This is a genomic window from Pseudomonas sp. HN2-3, assembly GCF_020691745.1.
Classification (GTDB): Bacteria; Pseudomonadota; Gammaproteobacteria; order Pseudomonadales; family Pseudomonadaceae; genus Aquipseudomonas; species Aquipseudomonas capeferrum.
This window is the reverse complement of sequence record NZ_CP085704.1, coordinates 3,300,346-3,319,537: the sequence shown is the minus strand read 5'-3', so window position 1 is coordinate 3,319,537 and position 19,192 is coordinate 3,300,346. Positions and strand designations below refer to the sequence as shown.

The following is a 19,192-nucleotide window of genomic DNA, read 5'->3' as shown; positions in this document are numbered from 1 at the left end:
TGCCAGGCATGACTCAAACCAGACGCTACGACGTGCAGGTAATCACTGCTTTCGTCGAGCAACTGTTCGAAAAGGCAGGTGCCGATGCCGAGGTCGCCCAAGTGGTGACCCAGGTGCTGCTCGAAGGCGAATTGCTGGGCCATCGCACCCATGGCCTGAACCTGGTCAGCCGCTATATCGGCGGTATGCTCAGCGGGCAGGTCAAGGCGCAAGCCCAGGTGCTGGAGCAGGTGTCGGACAGCGGGGTCTCCAGCCTGTTCGACGGCCATTACCTGCTCGGCCCGTACTGCGTCAGCCGCGCCCTCGACTGCGCGGCCACAGGGGCCAGTGCACAGGGCATCGGCATTGCTGTGGTGCGCCGGGCCGCGCACATCGGCTGCCTGGCAGCGTACCTGAAACCCTACACCGACCGTGGCCTGGTGGCCCTGGTGTATTCGTCGGACCCGTCGGTGGGGCTGGTCTGTGCCCATGGCGGGGTCGACCCGGTGTTCACGCCCAACCCGATTGCCGCCGGCATACCGACCCAGGGCGAGCCGATCCTGCTGGATGTGAGCATGTCCACCGTGACCCTGGGCCTGGTCGGCCAGTGCCGTGATGCCGGCAGCAAGCTGCCGCACCCGGTGCTGATGAGCAACGACGGCCAACTGAGCGATGACCCGCGCGACTTCTTCAGCCAGCCGCAGGGCAGCATCCTGCCGCTGGGCGGCCAGGCCTTTGGTCACAAGGGCTTTGCCTTGGCGATTCTGGTCGAGGCGCTGACCTCGGGGCTGGCCGGCCATGGCCGCAAGGACGCCCCGGACCAGTGGGGCGCGTCGGCCACCGCCGTGGTCATCGACCCGCGCTTTTTCGGCGGCCTGCAAGCATTCACCGACGAAACCAGCTTCCTCGGCCAATTGGTCCTCGCCAGCCGCCCGGTAGACCCCGAACGCCCGGTACGCCTGCCAGGCCAGGCCGGCCTGGCCTTGCGCCGACACGCGCTGGAGGAGGGGATGAACCTGTCGGCGCACGTGCTCGATGACCTCGACCAGTTGGCTGGGCAGTTGCAACTGGCGCCACTTTCACAGGCGCTGGCTCAATGAATGACAATGACAACAAGGGTACCCACATGACCGACCAATCGAATGCCACGCCCCCGCTGCAACTAAGCCACGACATCGCCGTGTTCGACAGCGGCACCTGGGTCGGCCGGGTCTGGCTGCCCGATCAGGGCCCCGCCGTGGTGCTGGTCAAGGCGGGCGCCGTGCACGATATCAGCGCCCATGTAGCGACCGTTTCGGCCTTGCTCGAAGTGGCCGACCCGGTTGCTTATCTGCGCGCGCTGCCGTTGCCCGAGGCGTTGATCGCTCTGCCGGCGTTGCTGCGCAACAGCGACCCCAGCCAGCGTGACGCACGTTTGCCCTGGCTGCTGGCGCCGATCGACCTGCAAGCGGTCAAGGCCGCCGGTGTGACCTTTGCCGCCAGCCTGCTGGAGCGGGTTGTGGAAGAGCAGGCCAAGGGCGACCCGGCCAAGGCCGATGCCATCCGCGACACCCTGGCCAGCCGCATCGGTGCGGACCTCTCGCAGATCATCCCGGGTTCTGCCCAGGCCGAAGCGCTGCGCAAGGTGCTGGTGGAGCAGGGCCTTTGGTCGCAATACCTGGAAGTGGGCATTGGCCCAGACGCCGAAGTGTTCACCAAGGCGCAGCCGCTGTCGGCGGTCGGGCATGGCGCCGACATCGGCATCCACCCCAATTCCAGCTGGAACAACCCGGAACCGGAAGTGGTGCTGGCGGTATCGAGCGACGGCAGCATCAAGGGCGCCATGCTGGGTAACGATGTCAACCTGCGCGACTTCGAGGGGCGCAGTGCCTTGCTGCTGTCCAAGGCCAAGGACAACAACGCCTCCACCGCGCTGGGGCCATTGCTGCGCCTGTTCGATGAAAGCTTTGGCCTGGACGATGTGCGTAACGCCGAAGTGGACTTGCGTGTCGAAGGCCAGGACGGCTTCATCCTTTCTGGCCGCAGCTCCATGCGCCAGATCAGCCGTGACCCGCAAGACCTGGTGCAGCAGACCCTCAACGAAAACCACCAGTACCCCGACGGGCTGGTGCTGTTTCTCGGTACTCTGTTCGCCCCCAAGCAGGACCGCGACCAGCCCGGCAACGGCTTCACCCACAAGCCAGGCGACCTGGTCGCCATCAGCAACGCGCAACTGGGTACCTTGTGCAACCGTGTGACCACCAGCGACCAGGCGCCGCAATGGGGCTTCGGCCTGCGCGCGCTGATCGACAGCCTGAGCCGGCGCGGCCTGCTCGAAGCAGCGGTGAAGGCACGCCAACCTTGACGGCTGCCGTGCCCCAGGGATGAACGCAACAGGATAGATGGACCGCCAAGGCGCTGAAGGCGCTGCAACAATAATAATAAAGGCCACCCAATGAACCCTATGAAGAAGTATCAGCGCCTCACCGTCGTGTTCCTGCTGTTGATCGGCATCGTCAACTACCTGGACCGCAGCGCGCTGTCGATCGCCAACACCTCGATCCAGAAAGACATGATGATCAGCCCCTCGCAGATGGGCATTCTGTTGTCGGCGTTTTCCATCGCCTACGCCTTTGCCCAGTTGCCGATGGGCATGATCATCGACCGCCTGGGCAGCAAGATCGCCCTGGGCGCCTCGTTGCTGGCCTGGTCGGTGGCCCAGGCCACTTTCGGCATGGTCAACAGCTTTGCCGGCTTCATGGGCCTGCGTGTGTTACTGGGGATTGGCGAGGCGCCGATGTTCCCGTCGGCGGCCAAGGCCTTGTCCGAATGGTTCGATGCCAATGAACGCGGTACCCCGACTGGCATCGTCTGGTCCTCGACCTGCCTGGGCCCATGCCTGGCGCCGCCCTTGCTGACCCTGTTCATGGTCAATTTCGGCTGGCGTGGCATGTTCATCATTACCGGCCTGATCGGCGTGGTGCTGGCGCTGTGCTGGCTGACCTTCTACAAGAGCAAGGCGCAGTACCTGGCCGAGCTCGCCGCCGAAGGCAAACCGCTGCCGAACGCGCACAAGCAATCGCCAGCCACGGCCATCCCGCAGGCGGCGAAGCCTTCGTACTTCGCGGGCTGGCTCGACCTGTTCAAGCACCGCAGCACCTGGGGAGCGGTACTGGGCTTCATGGGCGTGATCTACATGCTCTGGCTGCACCTGACCTGGTTGCCCGGTTACTTCGAACGTGAGCACGGGCTGGACCTGTACAAGACTGCCTGGGTGGTGTCGCTGGCCTATGGCTTCGGCGCGGCGGGCACGATCGTAGCCGGGCGCTTCTGCGACCTGCTGGTCAAGCGGGGCATGAGCATCCTTGGCAGCCGCAAGTTCAGCGTCATCACCGGCCTGGTGCTGGCCGCGCTGTTCACTCTGCCGTTGTCCTACGTCAGCGGCCTGACCGGCTGCGTGATCCTGCTGTGCCTGGCGCTGTTCAGCATCAACATGGCCAGTGCCACCGCCTGGATGATCGTCAACACCATCGTCGACAGCCCGCGGGTGGCGTCATTCGGCTCGATCCAGAACTTCGGCGGCTACATTGCAGGCTCCGTAGCACCGATCGTCACCGGCTTCAGCATTCAGTACTCGGGCTCGTTCAACACGGCGTTCATGATCAGCGCGATCGTGGCGCTGTGCTCGGCGGTGGCCTACTTCCTGCTGCTGAAGGCGCCGATCGGCAGTGCCAAGGTCGAGTCGGGGACACTGGCAGGTGTGACCGAGTAATCGATCGGGCGCAGATCCCTGTGGGGCGGCCTTTCGCGACGCAAGCCCGCCCCCCATACAACAGAACGGACCTACGGCTATTGCCAGGTCCGTCGATCTGTATGTATAACCAGTATCCATTCTCCACTGCCCGACCTTGCCCCGTGATTGCCCATTCCGTCGACGACCCGTTCTATTACCTGCACAACTTTCGCCAGGTGCTGTCATGGGTCGAACAGCGCTATGACGACCTGCTCGACGAGCAGGAGCTGGCGTTCATCCAGGCCTTTGCCCAATTGGACAGCCGCGCCCAGGCCCTGATGGTGCGTATGGTCATGCGCAAGGGCGAGCTGTTTCGCAGTGACAAGCTTGTGTACGCCGAAGTCGGCGATACCGAGCAGGCCTTGCAGCCGCTGCAGGCCTTGGGATGGGTGCGGGAGCCTGCACAATTGGCGCTGGAACAGCTGTTCACCATGCTGCGCAAGGACGAGCTGGCGCAGTGCTTCGCCGGGCAGTTGAGCCGCCCACGGGCCGCCAAGCACGACCTGCTCGCACAGCTGCAACCCCTGGGGCTCGCGCCCCGGCCGTTGACGCAGTGGTTTGCCGACAGCGACGTGCGCATCTTCCAGTGGTGCCTGCAACCGTTGTGTGACCGCATGCGCCTGTTGTTCTTCGGCAACCTGTACCAGGACTGGTCGGACTTCGTACTCGCCGACCTTGGCTTGTTGCGCTACGAGCGCGTGCCTTTCAGCAGCGATTCGCGGGCCCTGCGCCATCGCGCCGAGGTCGACCTGGCCATGGCCTTGCACCAGTGCGCCGAGCGGCTGGAGCAAGGTGACGAGCCGCTGTCGATCCTCGGCGCGATGACAGGGCTGCACAGTGACAACCCCTGGTTGGCCCGGCGCCATGCCCGCCTGCTGTTCGCCCTGGGCCAGCAATGCGAACGCCAGGGTGACTGGGACCAAGCCATGGCCGTATATGGCCAGTGCAGCCATGCCCAGGCGCGTATCCGCCAGGTACGCGTGCTGGAGCGCAGCGAACAGTGGCCACAGGCACATGCGCTTGCCCTGCAACTGGCTGCGGCCCCGGCCAACGCGCTGGAGGTGCAGGCGCTCGAACGCATGCTGCCGCGCCTGGCGCGCAAGCTCGGCGGGCCGCCGCAACGGCGCCAGCGCGCAGCGCAACTGCAACTGATCGAATTGGAGCTGCCCCGTGAGCACGCCGCCTTGGGCGTCGAGGAGGCCGTGCGCCAACACTTGGCCGAGGCCGGAGGGCAGGTTCATTACGTGGAAAACACGTTGTTCAACAGCCTGTTCGGCCTGTTGTGCTGGGAAGCGATTTTCGCGCCGGTACCGGGCGCGTTCTTCAACCCGTTTCAGGCCGCCCCCCAGGACTTGCACGACAGCGACTTCCAGCAACGGCGCAGTGCCCAGTTCGAGCGCTGCCTGGGGCGGTTGGACGATGGCAGCCATCGCCAGGCTATTCTCGACTGCTATGCCGCCAAGCAAGGCCTGCAGTCGCCGTTCGTGTTCTGGCCCATGCTCAGCGAAACCTTGCTTGAACAGGCGCTGGCCTGCCTGCCGCCCGCCCATCTGAAGCAATGCTTCCTGCGGCTGTTGCAGGACATCCGCAACAACCGCGCCGGCATGCCCGACCTGATCCAGTTCTGGCCCGACCAGGGTGGTTATCGCATGGTCGAGGTCAAGGGGCCGGGCGACCGCCTGCAAGACAACCAGTTGCGCTGGCTGGAGTTCTGCCGTGCGCAGGGCCTGCCCGTTGCGGTGTGCCATGTGCGCTGGAGCGAGGCGGCGTGAGCTACAGCGTAGCCGTGCGCGCCTTGTGCGAGTTCAGTGCCAAGGTCGGCGACCTGGACCTGCGCTTTACCCCATCGCCCACCGCCCAGGAGGGCATGGAAGGGCATCGGCGGGTGGTGGCGCGGCGCGCCGCCGACTATGAGTCGGAAGTTGCCCTCGAAGGCCAGTTCGAAAGCCTCAGGGTGCGAGGCCGCGCCGACGGTTACGACCCCAGCTGCAATCGCCTGGAAGAGATCAAGACCTACCGCGGCGACCTCGCGCGCCAGCCGGCCAACCATCGTCAGCTGCACTGGGCGCAGGCCAAGGTTTATGCCTGGCTGATGTGCCAGGCGCGGCAATTGCCGGCCATCGATGTGGCTTTGGTGTACCTGGACGTGGACAGTGACGGCCAGACGCTGATCAGCGAGCACCACAGTGCTGCCGAGCTGCAAGCCTTCTTCGAGACCCAGTGCCGGCGCTTTCTGCGCTGGGCCGAGCATCAGCAACAGCGCCTGGCCGAGCGCGACCGCGGTCTGCAGGCCCTGGGCTTCCCCTATGCACAGTTCCGCCAGGGCCAGCGCCAGTTGGCCGAGACCCTGTACAAGGCGGTGAGCACAGGCCGCTGCCTGATGGCGCAGGCCAGTACCGGCATCGGCAAGACGCTGGGTACCTTGTTTCCGTTGCTCAAGGCGATGGTGCCGCAGCAACTCGACAAAGTGTTCTTCCTCACCGCCAAGACACCGGGCCGGGCGCTGGCCCTCGATGCCATGCGCCAGATTACCGATGCCACACCGCAACCGGCCTTGCGCACCCTGGAGCTGATTGCCCGTGACAAGGCCTGCGAGCACCCCGACAAGGCCTGCCATGGCGAGTCCTGCCCCTTGGCGCAGGGTTTCTACGACCGCCTGCCCGCTGCCCGCGAGGCGGCGGCAGGGTTGCCCTTGCTGGACCGTGCCCAGCTGCGCGAAGTGGCCTTGGCGCATCAGGTATGTCCGTACTACTTAGGCCAGGAAATGGCCCGCTGGGTGGACCTGGTGGTGGCCGATTACAACTATTACTTCGATGCCCATGCCTTGCTGTTCAGCCTGGCCCAGGCCAACCAATGGCGGGTGGCGGTGCTGGTGGACGAAGCGCACAACCTGGTCGAGCGCGGTCGCGGCATGTACAGCGCCAGCCTGGATCAAGGCCAGTTGCTTGCCTTGCGCCAGAGCAAGCCACAAGGGTTGAGCAGTGCGCTGGACCGCCTCAACCGGCAGTGGAACGCGTTGTACAAAGAGCAGCGGGCGCCGTATCAGGCCAGCGAGCAGTTGCCGGATGCCTTCTTGCGTGCCTTGCAGCAATGCATCGGGCTGATTCAGGAGCGCTTGAATCAGGCACCTGCCGAGGTGGATGCGCAGGTGCTGCAGTTTTTCTACCTGGCGTTGCAATTCAGTCGGGTCGCTGAACTGTTCGACGAGCATTTCATCTTCGACATTACCGTGCGCGACAGCCTGCGCAAGCGGCGGCTGGCGACCCTGTGCCTGCGCAATATCACCCCGGCGCGGCTGTTGGCGCCTCGCATACAGGCGGCGCGCAGCGTAACGCTGTTTTCCGCCACGCTGAGCCCACGGCATTTCTACAGTGACCTGCTCGGCATGCCGGCCAACACGGCCTGGCTGGAAGTGGCGGCGCCGTTCCGCGCCGAGCAGCTCGAAGTGCACATCGCCAGCCAGGTGTCGACCCGTTATCGTGAGCGCCACGCCTCGCTGGCACCGATTGTCGAACTGATCGCCGAGCAGTATCAGCGCAAGCCCGGCAACTACCTGGCGTTTTTCAGCAGCTTCGAATACTTGCAGCAAGTGGCCGCTTTGTTGGCTGAGCGTTACGGCCACATTCCCCACTGGGCCCAAGCGGCGGGCATGGACGAAGCGGCGCGTCAGGCATTTCTCGATCGTTTTGTGCTGGACGGCTGCGGCGTTGGCTTTGCGGTGCTGGGCGGAGCGTTTGGGGAAGGGGTGGATTTACCCGGCACGCGGTTGATCGGGGCGTTTGTCGCCACGCTCGGCCTGCCCCAGGTCAACCCCGTCAACGAACAGTTCAAGCAGCGCCTGGGGCGCCAGTTTGGCGCCGGTTTTGACTATGCCTATCTGTACCCAGGCGTGCGCAAGGTCATTCAGGCGGCGGGCAGGGTCATACGCGGGGATCAGGACCAAGGCGTGCTGGTGCTGATCGACGAACGCTTCGCCGAGGCGCGGGTGCAGCAGATGTTTCCCGGATGGTGGCAGACGGCTATTAACTAGTGTGGTGTTTCAGAAGTGCCAATGAAACACCACACTAGCCGGCAGTCCTTCTTTCATTCAGCGGCTGTCAATTGGGGTAAGATCACGCCCCCAACCTTCGCACATCTCCTTGAATATCAAGTTGATGGCCATGCACCGACTCGCTTAGCGCTGTGCCTGTCCCCGTACCGGTCCAAGCGTCGCTACAGGATTCACGTTGTGACCGATTTCTCGAAAAACCCCCTGCTGCAGTACATGGCCCGCCTGGCCCCCTCCAGCCAGCAAACCATGCGCTACATCCTTCAGGACGCCGCTGACCGGCTGGGCTTTGCCGACTGCAATATCGTCGATGTGCCGTGGCACCGGCTCGACCCTGGCCATGTGATCGCCCTGGTGGCTGCGTTGCGTGAAGATGGCTATGCCCCTAACAGTTCGTCGCTGTATGTGAATGCAATACGCGGGGTGATGAACGAGGCGTGGCGCCAGGGCCTGATCGACCACGAACAGTTGCTGAGGATTCGCGAGGTCAAGCCCGCCACCGGCAGCCGCCTGCCACCGGGGCGCAACCTGCGCCGCAGCTTGATCCGCGAGTTGATGGAGGTGTGCGCCGCCGATCCCCGGCCGCAAGGCGTGCGCGACGCGGCGATCATCGCCTTGCTGTATGGCACCGGTATGCGCAAGTCGGAGTCGGTGGACATCGACCTGAGCCAGGTAGACTTCGAAGCCCGCAGCCTGCAGGTGCTGGGCAAGGGCAACCGGCAGCTGATTAAGTACGCGCCACCTTGGGCGTTCGAAAAGCTGCAGGCGTGGCTGGACCTGCGCCGCGATGACTTGCCGGAGGGCGCATCCGACGACCCATTTCTGTTCAACCGCATTCGCCGCGGCAATCACATTACCCGCGCACGCATCACCAAGCATGCGATCTATTACATTGCCCGCCAGCGGGGTGCGCAGGTTGGCGTGAAGATCATGCCTCATGATTTTCGCCGTGCGTTCATCACCCGGGTGATCGAAGAGCACGACCTGTCGATTGCCCAGAAGCTCGCGCACCATGCCAATATCCAGACCACTGCCAGTTACGACCGCCGCGATGACAACGAACGCCGGCGGGCCGTAGACCGCTTCGACTACTGAAACCGCTGGCCCGGCACCGAAACAGGGCCTGCGCGCGCCCCCGCTTTGTGCGCCGTAGCCCCGTGTGCCCGATGCCAGAGCGGCTGCGCTGACGGTTTCATCTTGGTTCACCTGCGTAGTTGGCCCGCAACCTGCTATATCCAGCCTGAGAATTTGATCGAGTGGTCAGGCTGGCAGCGCTTCAGTGCCGCCTGCCTGACCCTCTAAACGGCCGTCAGGTCACGGATTTCAGGGGCCGCAGGATGTCGCTCGCGGAGCAGATCGAACAACAGCAAGACGATGCGGGCTGGAGCGCCTACCTGCAGTTGCGTTTTAGCCGACGCGACGATGTGACCCGCCTTGGTGCGCGGCGGCATTTCGGACCTCTTTTGGTGCAGCGGCCTTTCTATCCTGAGGGGGCGCCGTGCCATGTGTATGTGCTGCACCCGCCTGGTGGCATCGTCGCCGGCGACCGGCTGGAGTTGGATATCCACCTTGAGCCTGGCAGCCATGCGTTGCTGACCATGCCTGGCGCCAGCAAGTTCTACCGCAGCATCGGCCCGACCGCGCGCTTGGCCCAGCGCTTTCACCTGGGCGCCGACAGCACTCTGGAATGGTTGCCCCAGGACAGCATCTTCTTCGCCGGTGCCCGCGCCAGCCTCGACAGCCGTTTCACCCTGGCGCCGGGCGCCCGGTTGCTGGCCTGGGAAACCTTGTGCCTGGGCCGCCCGGTCATGAACGAACGCTTCGATCACGGCGCCCTCGACAGCCGCTTGCACATCGAAATGCCCGACGACCCCGGCCTGTACGAACGGCTGCGCATCGAAGGCGGGCAACTGGACAAGCTCGCCGGCCATCCGCTGCTGGCCACCTTCTGCGCCACCCCGGCCGACCCCGCACTGCTGGAGCACGTCCGGGCCTTGCTCGACGAACTGGACAACCCCGCTGGGGCGACCTTGCTTGGGTCGCTGCTGGTGATCCGCCTGCTCGACCACGACAACCAACACCTGCAACACACCTTGCAACGCCTGTGGCATGTCCTGCGCCCGGCCGTTATCGGCCTGCCTGCTTGCCCGCCGCGTATCTGGGCTACCTGAGAGAAGCGCCATGGAGCTGACCCCGAGAGAGAAAGACAAACTGCTGCTGTTCACCGCCGCGCTGCTGGCGGAGCGGCGCCTGGCCCGCGGCCTGAAACTCAACTACCCGGAAGCGGTGGCGCTGATCAGTGCCGCCGTGCTCGAAGGCGCCCGTGATGGCCGCACGGTGGCCGAGCTGATGAGCCTGGGCCGCGAAGTGCTGAACCGTGAGCAGGTCATGCCAGGCATCGCCGAAATGATCCACGACGTGCAGGTCGAGGCGACCTTCCCGGATGGCACCAAGCTGGTGACCGTGCATGACCCCATCGTCTGAACCCGGCCAGGAGCCCCGCATGATCCCAGGTGAAATCCAGGTCGCCGCCGGCGACATCGAACTCAACAACGGCCGCGCGACGGTGAGCGTCCGTGTGGCCAACCATGGCGACCGACCGGTGCAGGTCGGCTCGCACTATCACTTCTACGAAGTCAACGACGCACTGGTGTTCGAACGTGCGCCCACCCTGGGCTTTCGCCTGGACATCCCGGCCGGCACCGCCGTGCGCTTCGAACCGGGCCAGGCCCGCACCGTGCAACTGGTGGCCTATGCCGGCAAACGTGAGGTGTATGGCTTCCAGGGCAAGGTGATGGGCGCACTGGAGGGCAGGGTATGAGCCGTATTTCCCGTCGCGCCTATGCCGACATGTTCGGCCCTACCGTCGGCGACCGCGTGCGCCTGGCCGATACCGCGCTGTGGGTCGAGGTCGAGAAAGACTTCACGGTGTATGGCGAAGAGGTCAAGTTTGGCGGTGGCAAGGTCATCCGTGACGGCATGGGGCAGGGCCAGATGCTGGCGGCTGAGGCCATGGACCTGGTGCTGACCAACGCGTTGATCATCGACCACTGGGGGATCGTCAAGGCCGACATCGGCGTCAAGCACGGGCGCATTGCCGCGATTGGCAAGGCCGGCAACCCCGATGTGCAACCGGGTGTCACTGTACCGGTTGGCCCGGGTACCGAAGTGATTGCTGCTGAAGGCAAGATCGTCACGGCCGGCGGTATCGATTCGCACATCCATTTCATCTGCCCGCAGCAGGTGGAGGAGGCACTCACCAGCGGCGTAACCACCTTCATTGGCGGCGGCACGGGGCCGGCCACCGGCACCAATGCCACCACCTGTACGCCCGGGCCGTGGTACCTGGCGCGCATGCTCCAGGCGGCCGACAGCCTGCCGATCAACATCGGCTTGTTGGGCAAAGGCAATGCGTCGCGCCCCGAGGCGTTGCGCGAGCAGATCGCCGCCGGTGCCGTGGGCCTGAAGCTGCACGAGGACTGGGGCTCGACCCCGGCGGCCATCGACTGTTGCCTGGGCGTGGCCGAGGAGATGGACATCCAGGTGGCGATCCACACCGACACCCTCAACGAGTCCGGTTGCATCGAAGACACCCTGGCGGCCATCGGTGACCGCACCATCCATACCTTCCACACCGAGGGCGCTGGCGGCGGCCATGCGCCGGACATCATCCGCGCTGCAGGGCAGGCCAACGTGCTGCCGTCCTCTACCAACCCGACCTTGCCGTACACCATCAACACGGTCGACGAACACCTGGACATGCTCATGGTCTGCCACCACCTGGACCCGAGCATCGCCGAGGATGTGGCGTTCGCCGAGTCGCGCATCCGCCGCGAAACCATCGCTGCCGAAGACATCCTCCACGACATGGGCGCCTTCGCCATGACCTCGTCCGACTCGCAGGCCATGGGCCGGGTCGGCGAGGTGGTGCTGCGTACCTGGCAGGTAGCCCACCAGATGAAACTGCGCCGTGGGCCACTGGCCCCCGACAGCAGCTACAGCGACAACTTCCGGGTCAAGCGCTACATCGCCAAATACACCCTCAACCCGGCGCTGACCCACGGCATTGCCCATGAGGTGGGCTCGGTGGAGGTGGGCAAGCTGGCCGACCTGGTGCTGTGGGCGCCGGCCTTTTTCGCGGTCAAGCCCGCGTTGGTGATCAAGGGCGGGATGATCGTCACCGCGCCCATGGGCGATATCAATGGCTCGATCCCTACGCCGCAGCCGGTGCATTACCGGCCGATGTTCGGCGCGCTGGGGGCGGCGCGCCATGCCACGCGCATGACGTTTTTGCCCCAGACCGCCATGGACCGCGGCCTGGCCCAGGCGCTGAACCTGCGCAGCCTGATTGGCGTGGCCCATGGCTGCAGGCGCGTGCGCAAGGCCGACATGGTCCACAACACCTTGCAGCCGGTCATCGAAGTCGATGCGCAAACCTACCAGGTGCGTGCCGATGGCGAACTGCTGGTCTGCGAACCGGCCCGCGAACTGCCGCTGGCCCAGCGTTACTTTCTGTTCTGAAGGAGCACAGATGATAGTCCTTAATCGCCGGATCACCGCGCTTGGCGCGCTTCCCGAAACCGTTACCGGCACCGTCACCCTGGATGTGGACAGCCGCATCAAGAGCCGTTTGCGGGTGACCCTGGACGATGGCCGCGACGCCGGGCTGATGCTCGCGCGCGGTCACTTGCTGCGCGGCGGTGAACTGTTGGCCGATGCCGACGGTGGCCAGGTTATCCGGGTGCTGGCCGCGCCCGAGACGGTCTCGACGGTGCGTTGCGCCGACCCGCACTTGCTTGCGCGCGCGGCCTACCACCTGGGCAATCGCCATGTACCGCTGCAGATCGAGCCTGGCCTGTTGCGCTACCAGCACGACTATGTGCTCGACGACATGCTGCGTGGCCTGGGCCTGACGGTGGTCACCGAGCAGGCGCCGTTCGAGCCCGAGGCCGGCGCCTACCAGAGCGCACCGCATAGCCACAGCCATGGCCACGATCACCCGTTCGTGCGCCTGCCTGCCCATTCCTGAACTGCCCTGGAGCAACCGATGAAAAAGACTTTCGCCCTGTTTCTGCTGATGCTGGCCCTGCCGGCCTTCGCCCACCCGGGCCACGACAACAACCCCTTGCAGGATGGCCTGTTGCACCCGCTGACCGGCCTCGATCACCTGCTGATGCTGCTGGGCACCGGCGTGCTCGCCGCGCTGACCCGACGCAACCTGGCGTTGCCTTTGGCAACCCTGGCGGCGATGTTCGCGGGTGCGGTGTGCGGCCATCTGTTTGGCGATGTGCTGGGCATGGAGGCAATGATCAGCGTGTCGTTGCTGGTGGCTGCAGGCGCCCTGTTGCTGCCCAGCCGCCAGCTGTTGCTGGCGCTGGCCATGCCGGTGTTCGCCTTGTTCCACGGTTGGGCGCATGGCGTAGAGGCCACGCCCAGCGCGTTCTGGCAGTTCAGTGCGGGCTTTGTGGCGGTCAGTGGCCTGCTGCTGGCGGCCGGGTTCGCGGTCGGTTGCCTGTTGCGCCGCCACAGCGGCCTGCAAAAAGCCTTTGGTGGTGGCCTGCTGGCCGGCGCCGCACTGGTACTGGCCGGTTGATGGACGGCGAGCTGGCGCTGCTGCGCCTGCTGCAACTGGCCAGCCCAGGTTTGCCAGTGGGTGGGTTCACCTACTCGCAAGGCCTTGAGTGGGCGGTCGAAGCGGGCTGGGTACGGGATATCGGCAGCTTCAGCGCCTGGCAACGCGAGCAACTGCACGACACCCTGGGCTGCATCGACTGGCCCGTGCTGGCGCGCCTGTATCAGGCCTGCCAGGGCGCAGATGCCGATGCGTTCAGCCACTGGAGCCGCTTTCTGCTGGCCAACCGCGAAACCGCCGAGCTGCGCCTGGAAGAACAGCAACGCGGTTCGGCGCTGGCGCGCCTGCTCGATGGCTGGCAACTGGGGCAGGCGCCGGCCTGGCGGGCCAGCCTTGAACTCACACAACTGGGCGGCATGGCCTGGCTTGGCGCGCACTGGTCGATCCCGCTGCGCCAGTTGGCGTTGGGCCTTGGTTTTGCCTGGCTGGAGGGCGCGGTCATGGCCGGGGTCAAGCTGGTGCCGTTCGGCCAGCAGGCGGCGCAAACCTTGCTCCGCGACCTTGGCCAAGCGCTGCCTGCTGTGCTCGACCATGCCCTGGCCCTGAGCGATGACCAGCTCGGTGGCGGCCTGCCATTGTTGGCAATCGCTTCATCGCGTCATGAAACCCAATACACCCGTTTGTTCCGCTCCTGAGGACTGCCTTCATGCAAAGCTATCAACAACCCCTGCGCGTCGGTGTCGGCGGCCCGGTCGGCTCTGGCAAGACCGCGCTGCTCGAAGCCCTGTGCAAGGCCATGCGCGATCATTACCAGATCGCCGTAGTGACCAACGATATCTACACCAAGGAAGACCAGCGCATCCTCACCGAAGCCGGCGCCCTTGAGCCCGAGCGCATTGTTGGCGTGGAAACCGGCGGTTGCCCGCACACGGCGATACGCGAAGATGCCTCGATGAACCTGGCGGCGGTGGAAGCCCTGGCACGCAAGTTCGGTAACCTTGAAGTGATCTTCGTGGAGAGCGGTGGCGACAACCTAAGTGCCACGTTCAGCCCGGAGCTGGCCGACCTGACCATCTACGTGATCGATGTTGCCGAGGGTGAAAAGATCCCGCGCAAGGGCGGGCCTGGCATTACCAAGTCCGACTTTCTGGTGATCAACAAGACCGACCTCGCGCCGTATGTCGGCGCTTCGCTGGAAGTGATGGAGCGCGATACCCAGCGCATGCGCCCGCAGCGGCCCTGGACCTTCAGCAACCTCAAGAAGGGTGAGGGCTTGCAGGCGGTGATCGATTTCATCATCGAACGCGGCATGCTTGGCGTGCGGGGCTGAAAATACAGGGGGCCGCTTTGCGGCCCCAACACTCAATCGTGACAGCAATGCGCCGTGCCAGGCTGCCCTTCATAGCGATCATGGTGCCGTACCCAGTCCATGGTCCCGGCTTCATTGCGCCCCAATGGCGCGATGTCGAGAAAGTTGTAGGTATTGACCAGAATGTCCAACCCACGGGCATAGGTCGAGTAGGTGTGGTATACGCTGCCGTCATCGTCCCGATAAAACGCGCTCAGCCCTGGCAGCTCGCTTTCACTGCCGGCGTAGGGCTCATAGTTGTACTGCCGAGGGCCTTCGCTGCCAACGCTGACCCCAAAGTCCTCGTTGAAGCCGCTGCCCGCTGACGAATACCAGGGAAACTGCCAGCCCATGCGTTGGCGGAAGGATTGGAATTCAGCGTAGGGTGCCCGCGACACGGCCACCAGTGACACGTCGTGATGCGCCAGGTGCAGGTTGGCGCCGTCAAAATGGTCGGCCAGGAACGAGCAGCCTGGGCAACCTTCATCCCAACCCTCGACAAACATGAAGTGATAGAGCAGCAGTTGGCTGCGGCCAGCGAACAGCTGAGTCAGGCTCAGCTCGCCCGCGGGGCCTTGGAAGCGATAGGGTTGTTCGACCTTGACCCAGGGCAGGGCGCGACGGGCTGCGGCCAACGCGTCGCGATGATGGGTGAAGGCTTTTTCGTGCAGCCACAGTTGCCGGCGTGCGGCCAGCCACTGGCTGCGGGATACCACCTCATGCCTGTTTTCATGCGTGCTCATGGCGCTGACTCCGCGAAAGGGTTTCAGCACTAGTCGAGCAGCGCTCGGCCGGATCGACAGGCAGCGATGGCCGAGCGATGAACGGTGGGCTTGCCGTCAGCCCGAATGCGCGATATGCCCTTCGGCCAGTTCGTCCTGCACGTTGTCTTCCCCGGGCAATGCGGTAATCACGCTGAAGTCACTGACCTCGACCGCACCGCCGCCGTAGCCCAGCAAATGGAAGGAAAACGCCTTGCGCTCGGTCGGATTGTCGAAGCCGAACTCCATTTCCAGCGGCTGGTCCGCCGTCACCCGAATCTCTTCGGGCAGCCCCAATGGCACGTCCTGTTCCAGTTGCTTGGCCTTGAGCTTGATGTAGGCCGCACGTCGCGGGTCCAGTGAACGTACCTTGACCCGTACACGGGTATGCGAGCCCTCGGGCATCTCCAGGTACTGGGCACCGATCAGGTTGTCGGCCCAGTCATCGTGAATGCGCTTGCGCAGCTGGATCGGCGAAGGGCCGCCAAACTGGTAGCGCAGGTTGAGCGGCGTTTGCAGCAGCGACTGGTCGAGTACCCCGGCCAGGCTTACGATTTGCTGGCCGAGCATGTTGTCACCAGGGCCGAGGTAGCGCGCCTGGTCGGCGATGAAGCCTTCACTGGCATAGCGCCGGCAACGCTGCTGGAAGTCGCACTCGGTGAACACCCCCTGGCCGTTGTGGTAGCGCAGCATGCCGTTGGTGTAGGAGATCATTTCGCGGCCCGAGTCGTAGTCGCGGTACAGCGAGCGCCCGCCCAGCGCGACCGGGATCGGCAAGGCGAAGTAGTCGAGCAGGGAGGTGGTCAGGTCGATATGGCCATAGGTGCCACGCTTGATGTGCGGCAGTTGCGCCTGCTCCGGTGCCAGGGTGAGGTTGAAGCCCCAGGACGACGCCAGGCGCACACCGTCGATGCCGTGGGACTCGTCGGAGGTCACCACCACCAAGGTGTCCTTGAGCACACCCTGGCGTTCGAGGTTGTCGAGAAACGCGCCGATCGCGTCGTCCAGGTAGGCGACCGCAGCCTGCTTGGGCGTGTCGTAGCGCTCAAGGTAGTCGGCCGGTGCCGAATAGGGCTGGTGGGTGCCGACGGTGAGCAAGGTCAGCATCCAGGGTTTGTCCTGTTTTCGAAGCTGGCCGACGTAGTCCAGGGCGCCTTCGAAGAAGGCACGGTCGTCTTTGCCCCACGGGAAGTCCAGGTAGTTCTTGTTACGGAACCATTCCAGGCCATGCACCGAGTCGAAGCCGATGTGCGGCATGATGCGGTCCTTGGCCATGAAGCGCAGGCCGGCACCCTGCAGGTAGTGGGTGGTGAACCCGGCCTGGCGCAATTGCGCCGGCAGGCAGGCCTGGTTACGTTCGTTCTGGGTCAGCAGTTCGACACCCTTGGGTGTACCGTTGGCCAGTTTGTCGTAGTCACCGCAGAGCATCGCGTAGAGGCCACGGATGGTCTGGTGGGTATGCAACACGTAGTCCGGGGTGTTCATGCCACGCTCGGCCCAGCGGCTGAGCTTTGGCATAAGGTCTTCGTTGAAACGGCTGTGCAGTGCCTGGCGGTTTGGGCGAATGTAGGCCCCGGGGATGCCTTCGACGGTGATCACCAGCAGGTTGCGGGCGCTGCCCGGCACCTTGAGCAGCTTCTGGCCGTGCAGGTCGGACTGGGTCAGGCCGCTGCTGGCCAACGGCGTGATCACCTGTTCGTGGCCCATCCAGCCCTGTACCTGGCGCTGCAGGTTACCGACGCCGGCAGACAGCAACTGATGGGAGAGGTTGTACTGCCGCCATTGGTCGGCGTCGGAGGGCAGCAGGTGCTGGCTGCCCCAGTGCGCACCAAACAGCAGCAGCGGGACTGCCCAGGCCTTGCGCGGCAGGGCAGGGGCAGGTTGGCTGCGGCTGCCCCAGACACTGAGCAGCCAGGCCAGCAGGCCGACCGCCAACACGCCCGGCAACCAGCCGTGGGCGAGGCCGCCGCCGGTGGAATTCTCCATGAATTGTGGGTCGGCGAGGTAACCGAGGTCGGCGCTGGTGGGCAACCTGCCCACCGCGCTTACCAGCTCGGCCGAAGCCACCCAGAGTGCGGCCCAGGCCAGCAACACCGGTAAGGCCAGCCACCACGGCCGGCGGTGCAGCAGCAAGACCAGCAGGCTGCCGAGGGCGAGGTCGGACAGATAGCCGAGCGGGTTGGACCAACCCAGCATGGCGCGCGTACCCAGTGGGATCACCAGCACCAGGCCCGTCAAAGCGACAAGCCGGGTGCGTGGGTGGTCGAACAGGTTCTTCACAGAAAACTTCCCTTTAGCCATTAAATCGTCATACATCTGTGCTGAATGATAACAGGCTGGGCCAGGGAAGGCGGGCCACTACAAGGCTGGTAACCAAAAGCGGGCGCGCTTGCGCAGGCCCGGCTGGTGGGTTCAGGTCAGAAGTAGTAGGGGAATTTGAGGCTGAAGGAGAAGTCTGGGGCATCGTCGGTCAGGCCAATGGATAGGTTGGGGACGATGGTCAGGTTGTCACTGGCAGCAAAGGTCATGCCGATGTTGAAGTTGGCCGCGTTGTAGTCACTGTTGCTGATCGACTGCCAGTCGCCGCCATCTGGCTTGATCTTGCTCTTGCGGGCAAACTGGTCGGAGAAGGAGAACGACATGCTCATCTTCTCGTTCAAGGCAAAGGCGATACCGGCGCCGATCTGCCAGGAGTCACCGAGCTTCACGTCACCCGGCACCTTGCTGTTGACCTGGGGGCTGATGTCGCTGAACGAGTCCTCCATGTTGTAGGTGTAGGACAGGCTGCCGAAAAGTACGGCGGGGTCGAAGGTCTTGACCAGCGAGATGCCCGGCGTGATCGCCCAGACGCCGTTGCCTGTGGGCAGGCTTTCCGGTACCGACAAGTTGTCGTTGCCTGGCACCTCGCGCAGCTTGATGCCGTAGGGGTCCTTGCCGGTTGGCGCCTTGATCCGCAGTGTCGCCACCGCATCGGGCCAGTTTTCTGATTCGTCCATGAATTTGTAGGCAACGCCCACGTTGATATCGCCGATTTCCGGGTCACGGGTGACGGTTTCGTCGCTGGTAACCGGGGCCGCACCGCCTGCACCGCCTGATGAGTAGGTCGATTCGCGGTAGACCACCGGGACGTTGATGTCGAACTGCCAACGCTGCGCCAGGTTATAGCGGGCGGTCATGTCCAGGGTCCAGTTGTCGGCCTTGATACGGTCGAGGTTGATGTTGCCGAGGAAAATCGAATCCAGTGCCAGAAAGCCATTGAGCACCAGTGCGCGGGTATCGTAATGGGTGTAGGTAACGCCGGTTTCGAAGCTGAACTTGCCGCCACCGAAGAAGCCGCTGGCCTCGTCGTACAGGTTGGACACACTCTGTGCGGGCTCGGCGTCTTCCTTGAGTGATTGGCCGTAGGAGCTACCGGTGGTGCCCGGCGCCCCTGCAGCGACGGTCTGGCCACCTTTGACCGTTTCGGCCGGGGAGCGGGTCAGGCGTTTGGGGGGCGGCGCCGCAGGCGCTTCCTCGACCTGGCGAACGCGCTGTTCAAGCACCATCAACGCTTGCTGCTGTGCTTCGTAGCGCTGTTTCAACGCCATCAGTTCTTGTTTCAGCGCTTCGACCTGTGGGTCTGCTGCTGCATAAAGGGAGGTGGCCGGGGCCAAGGTAGCCAAACAGACAAAAGCTCTGAACGTTAACGATCGGTGCATGGATTTGCCGTCCC

The 19,192-nt window shown here is 64.4% G+C and carries 17 protein-coding genes; 14 read left to right on the top strand and 3 right to left on the bottom strand.

Translation table 11 applies throughout. From position 1 onward, the window contains the following. The first annotated feature begins 8 nt into the window (after positions 1 to 8). The 14 genes from LJX93_RS15100 to ureG all read left to right on the top strand — a co-directional run bounded on the left by LJX93_RS15100 (position 9) and on the right by ureG (position 14,701). On the top strand, positions 9 to 1,079 hold the full coding sequence (locus tag LJX93_RS15100; RefSeq protein WP_033698379.1) for an Ldh family oxidoreductase: 1,071 nt from the start codon (positions 9 to 11) through the stop codon (positions 1,077 to 1,079). Positions 1,080 to 1,105: 26 nt separating this feature from the next. Continuing rightward, positions 1,106 to 2,323: a fumarylacetoacetate hydrolase family protein gene (locus LJX93_RS15095; protein WP_033700101.1), complete on the top strand. Its 1,218-nt coding sequence runs from the start codon at positions 1,106 to 1,108 to the stop codon at positions 2,321 to 2,323. A 99-nt stretch (positions 2,324 to 2,422) separates the two neighbouring features. Then, the gene (locus LJX93_RS15090; RefSeq protein WP_050506068.1) at positions 2,423 to 3,730 is read left to right on the top strand and encodes an MFS transporter; all 1,308 of its coding nucleotides are present in this window, start codon (positions 2,423 to 2,425) and stop codon (positions 3,728 to 3,730) included. A gap of 143 nt (positions 3,731 to 3,873) precedes the next feature. Further along, the gene (locus tag LJX93_RS15085; protein ID WP_033698377.1) at positions 3,874 to 5,523 is read left to right on the top strand and encodes a VRR-NUC domain-containing protein; all 1,650 of its coding nucleotides are present in this window, start codon (positions 3,874 to 3,876) and stop codon (positions 5,521 to 5,523) included. Further along, a complete protein-coding gene (locus LJX93_RS15080) occupies positions 5,520 to 7,781 on the top strand; it encodes an ATP-dependent DNA helicase (RefSeq protein WP_227696137.1) in 2,262 nt (753 codons plus the stop codon). The genes LJX93_RS15085 and LJX93_RS15080 overlap by 4 nt, the downstream gene beginning before the upstream one ends. A gap of 198 nt (positions 7,782 to 7,979) precedes the next feature. Continuing rightward, positions 7,980 to 8,894 (top strand): tyrosine recombinase XerC, encoded by a 915-nt coding sequence (gene xerC / locus LJX93_RS15075; RefSeq protein ID WP_033698373.1) that lies wholly within the window; start codon positions 7,980 to 7,982, stop codon positions 8,892 to 8,894. A gap of 242 nt (positions 8,895 to 9,136) precedes the next feature. After that, positions 9,137 to 9,970, top strand: coding sequence for an urease accessory protein UreD (locus LJX93_RS15070; protein ID WP_033698371.1), 834 nt, complete (start codon positions 9,137 to 9,139; stop codon positions 9,968 to 9,970). Positions 9,971 to 9,980: 10 nt separating this feature from the next. Then, complete coding sequence (locus LJX93_RS15065) at positions 9,981 to 10,283, top strand: urease subunit gamma (RefSeq protein WP_033698369.1); 303 nt, start codon at positions 9,981 to 9,983, stop codon at positions 10,281 to 10,283. Between the two features lie 19 nt (positions 10,284 to 10,302). Continuing rightward, positions 10,303 to 10,620, top strand: a complete 318-nt coding sequence (locus LJX93_RS15060; protein WP_033698367.1) for an urease subunit beta — start codon at positions 10,303 to 10,305, stop codon at positions 10,618 to 10,620. After that, on the top strand, positions 10,617 to 12,320 hold the full coding sequence (gene ureC, locus LJX93_RS15055; RefSeq protein WP_033698365.1) for an urease subunit alpha: 1,704 nt from the start codon (positions 10,617 to 10,619) through the stop codon (positions 12,318 to 12,320). The genes LJX93_RS15060 and ureC overlap by 4 nt, the downstream gene beginning before the upstream one ends. Before the next feature lie 10 nt (positions 12,321 to 12,330). Beyond that, positions 12,331 to 12,828, top strand: coding sequence for an urease accessory protein UreE (ureE, locus tag LJX93_RS15050; RefSeq protein WP_033698363.1), 498 nt, complete (start codon positions 12,331 to 12,333; stop codon positions 12,826 to 12,828). Positions 12,829 to 12,846: 18 nt separating this feature from the next. After that, positions 12,847 to 13,392 carry a HupE/UreJ family protein gene (locus tag LJX93_RS15045; protein WP_033698361.1) on the top strand — a complete coding sequence of 182 codons (546 nt, stop codon included), beginning with the start codon at positions 12,847 to 12,849 and terminating at the stop codon, positions 13,390 to 13,392. Continuing rightward, entirely contained in the window at positions 13,392 to 14,066 is a 675-nt protein-coding gene (locus tag LJX93_RS15040; protein WP_033698359.1) for an urease accessory protein UreF, read from the top strand. The genes LJX93_RS15045 and LJX93_RS15040 overlap by 1 nt, the downstream gene beginning before the upstream one ends. A gap of 11 nt (positions 14,067 to 14,077) precedes the next feature. After that, the gene (gene ureG / locus LJX93_RS15035; protein ID WP_033698357.1) at positions 14,078 to 14,701 is read left to right on the top strand and encodes an urease accessory protein UreG; all 624 of its coding nucleotides are present in this window, start codon (positions 14,078 to 14,080) and stop codon (positions 14,699 to 14,701) included. 32 nt (positions 14,702 to 14,733) lie between these two features. Here the strand turns inward: ureG and LJX93_RS15030 are convergent, their stop codons facing one another. The 3 genes from LJX93_RS15030 to LJX93_RS15020 form a co-directional block, all read right to left on the bottom strand. Beyond that, the gene (locus tag LJX93_RS15030; protein ID WP_033698355.1) at positions 14,734 to 15,462 is read right to left on the bottom strand and encodes a DUF899 domain-containing protein; all 729 of its coding nucleotides are present in this window, start codon (positions 15,460 to 15,462) and stop codon (positions 14,734 to 14,736) included. Between the two features lie 96 nt (positions 15,463 to 15,558). Then, entirely contained in the window at positions 15,559 to 17,760 is a 2,202-nt protein-coding gene (locus LJX93_RS15025) for an LTA synthase family protein (RefSeq protein ID WP_033698354.1), read from the bottom strand. 137 nt (positions 17,761 to 17,897) lie between these two features. Further along, on the bottom strand, positions 17,898 to 19,178 hold the full coding sequence (locus LJX93_RS15020; RefSeq protein ID WP_033698353.1) for a hypothetical protein: 1,281 nt from the start codon (positions 19,176 to 19,178) through the stop codon (positions 17,898 to 17,900). Positions 19,179 to 19,192: the final 14 nt, after the last annotated feature.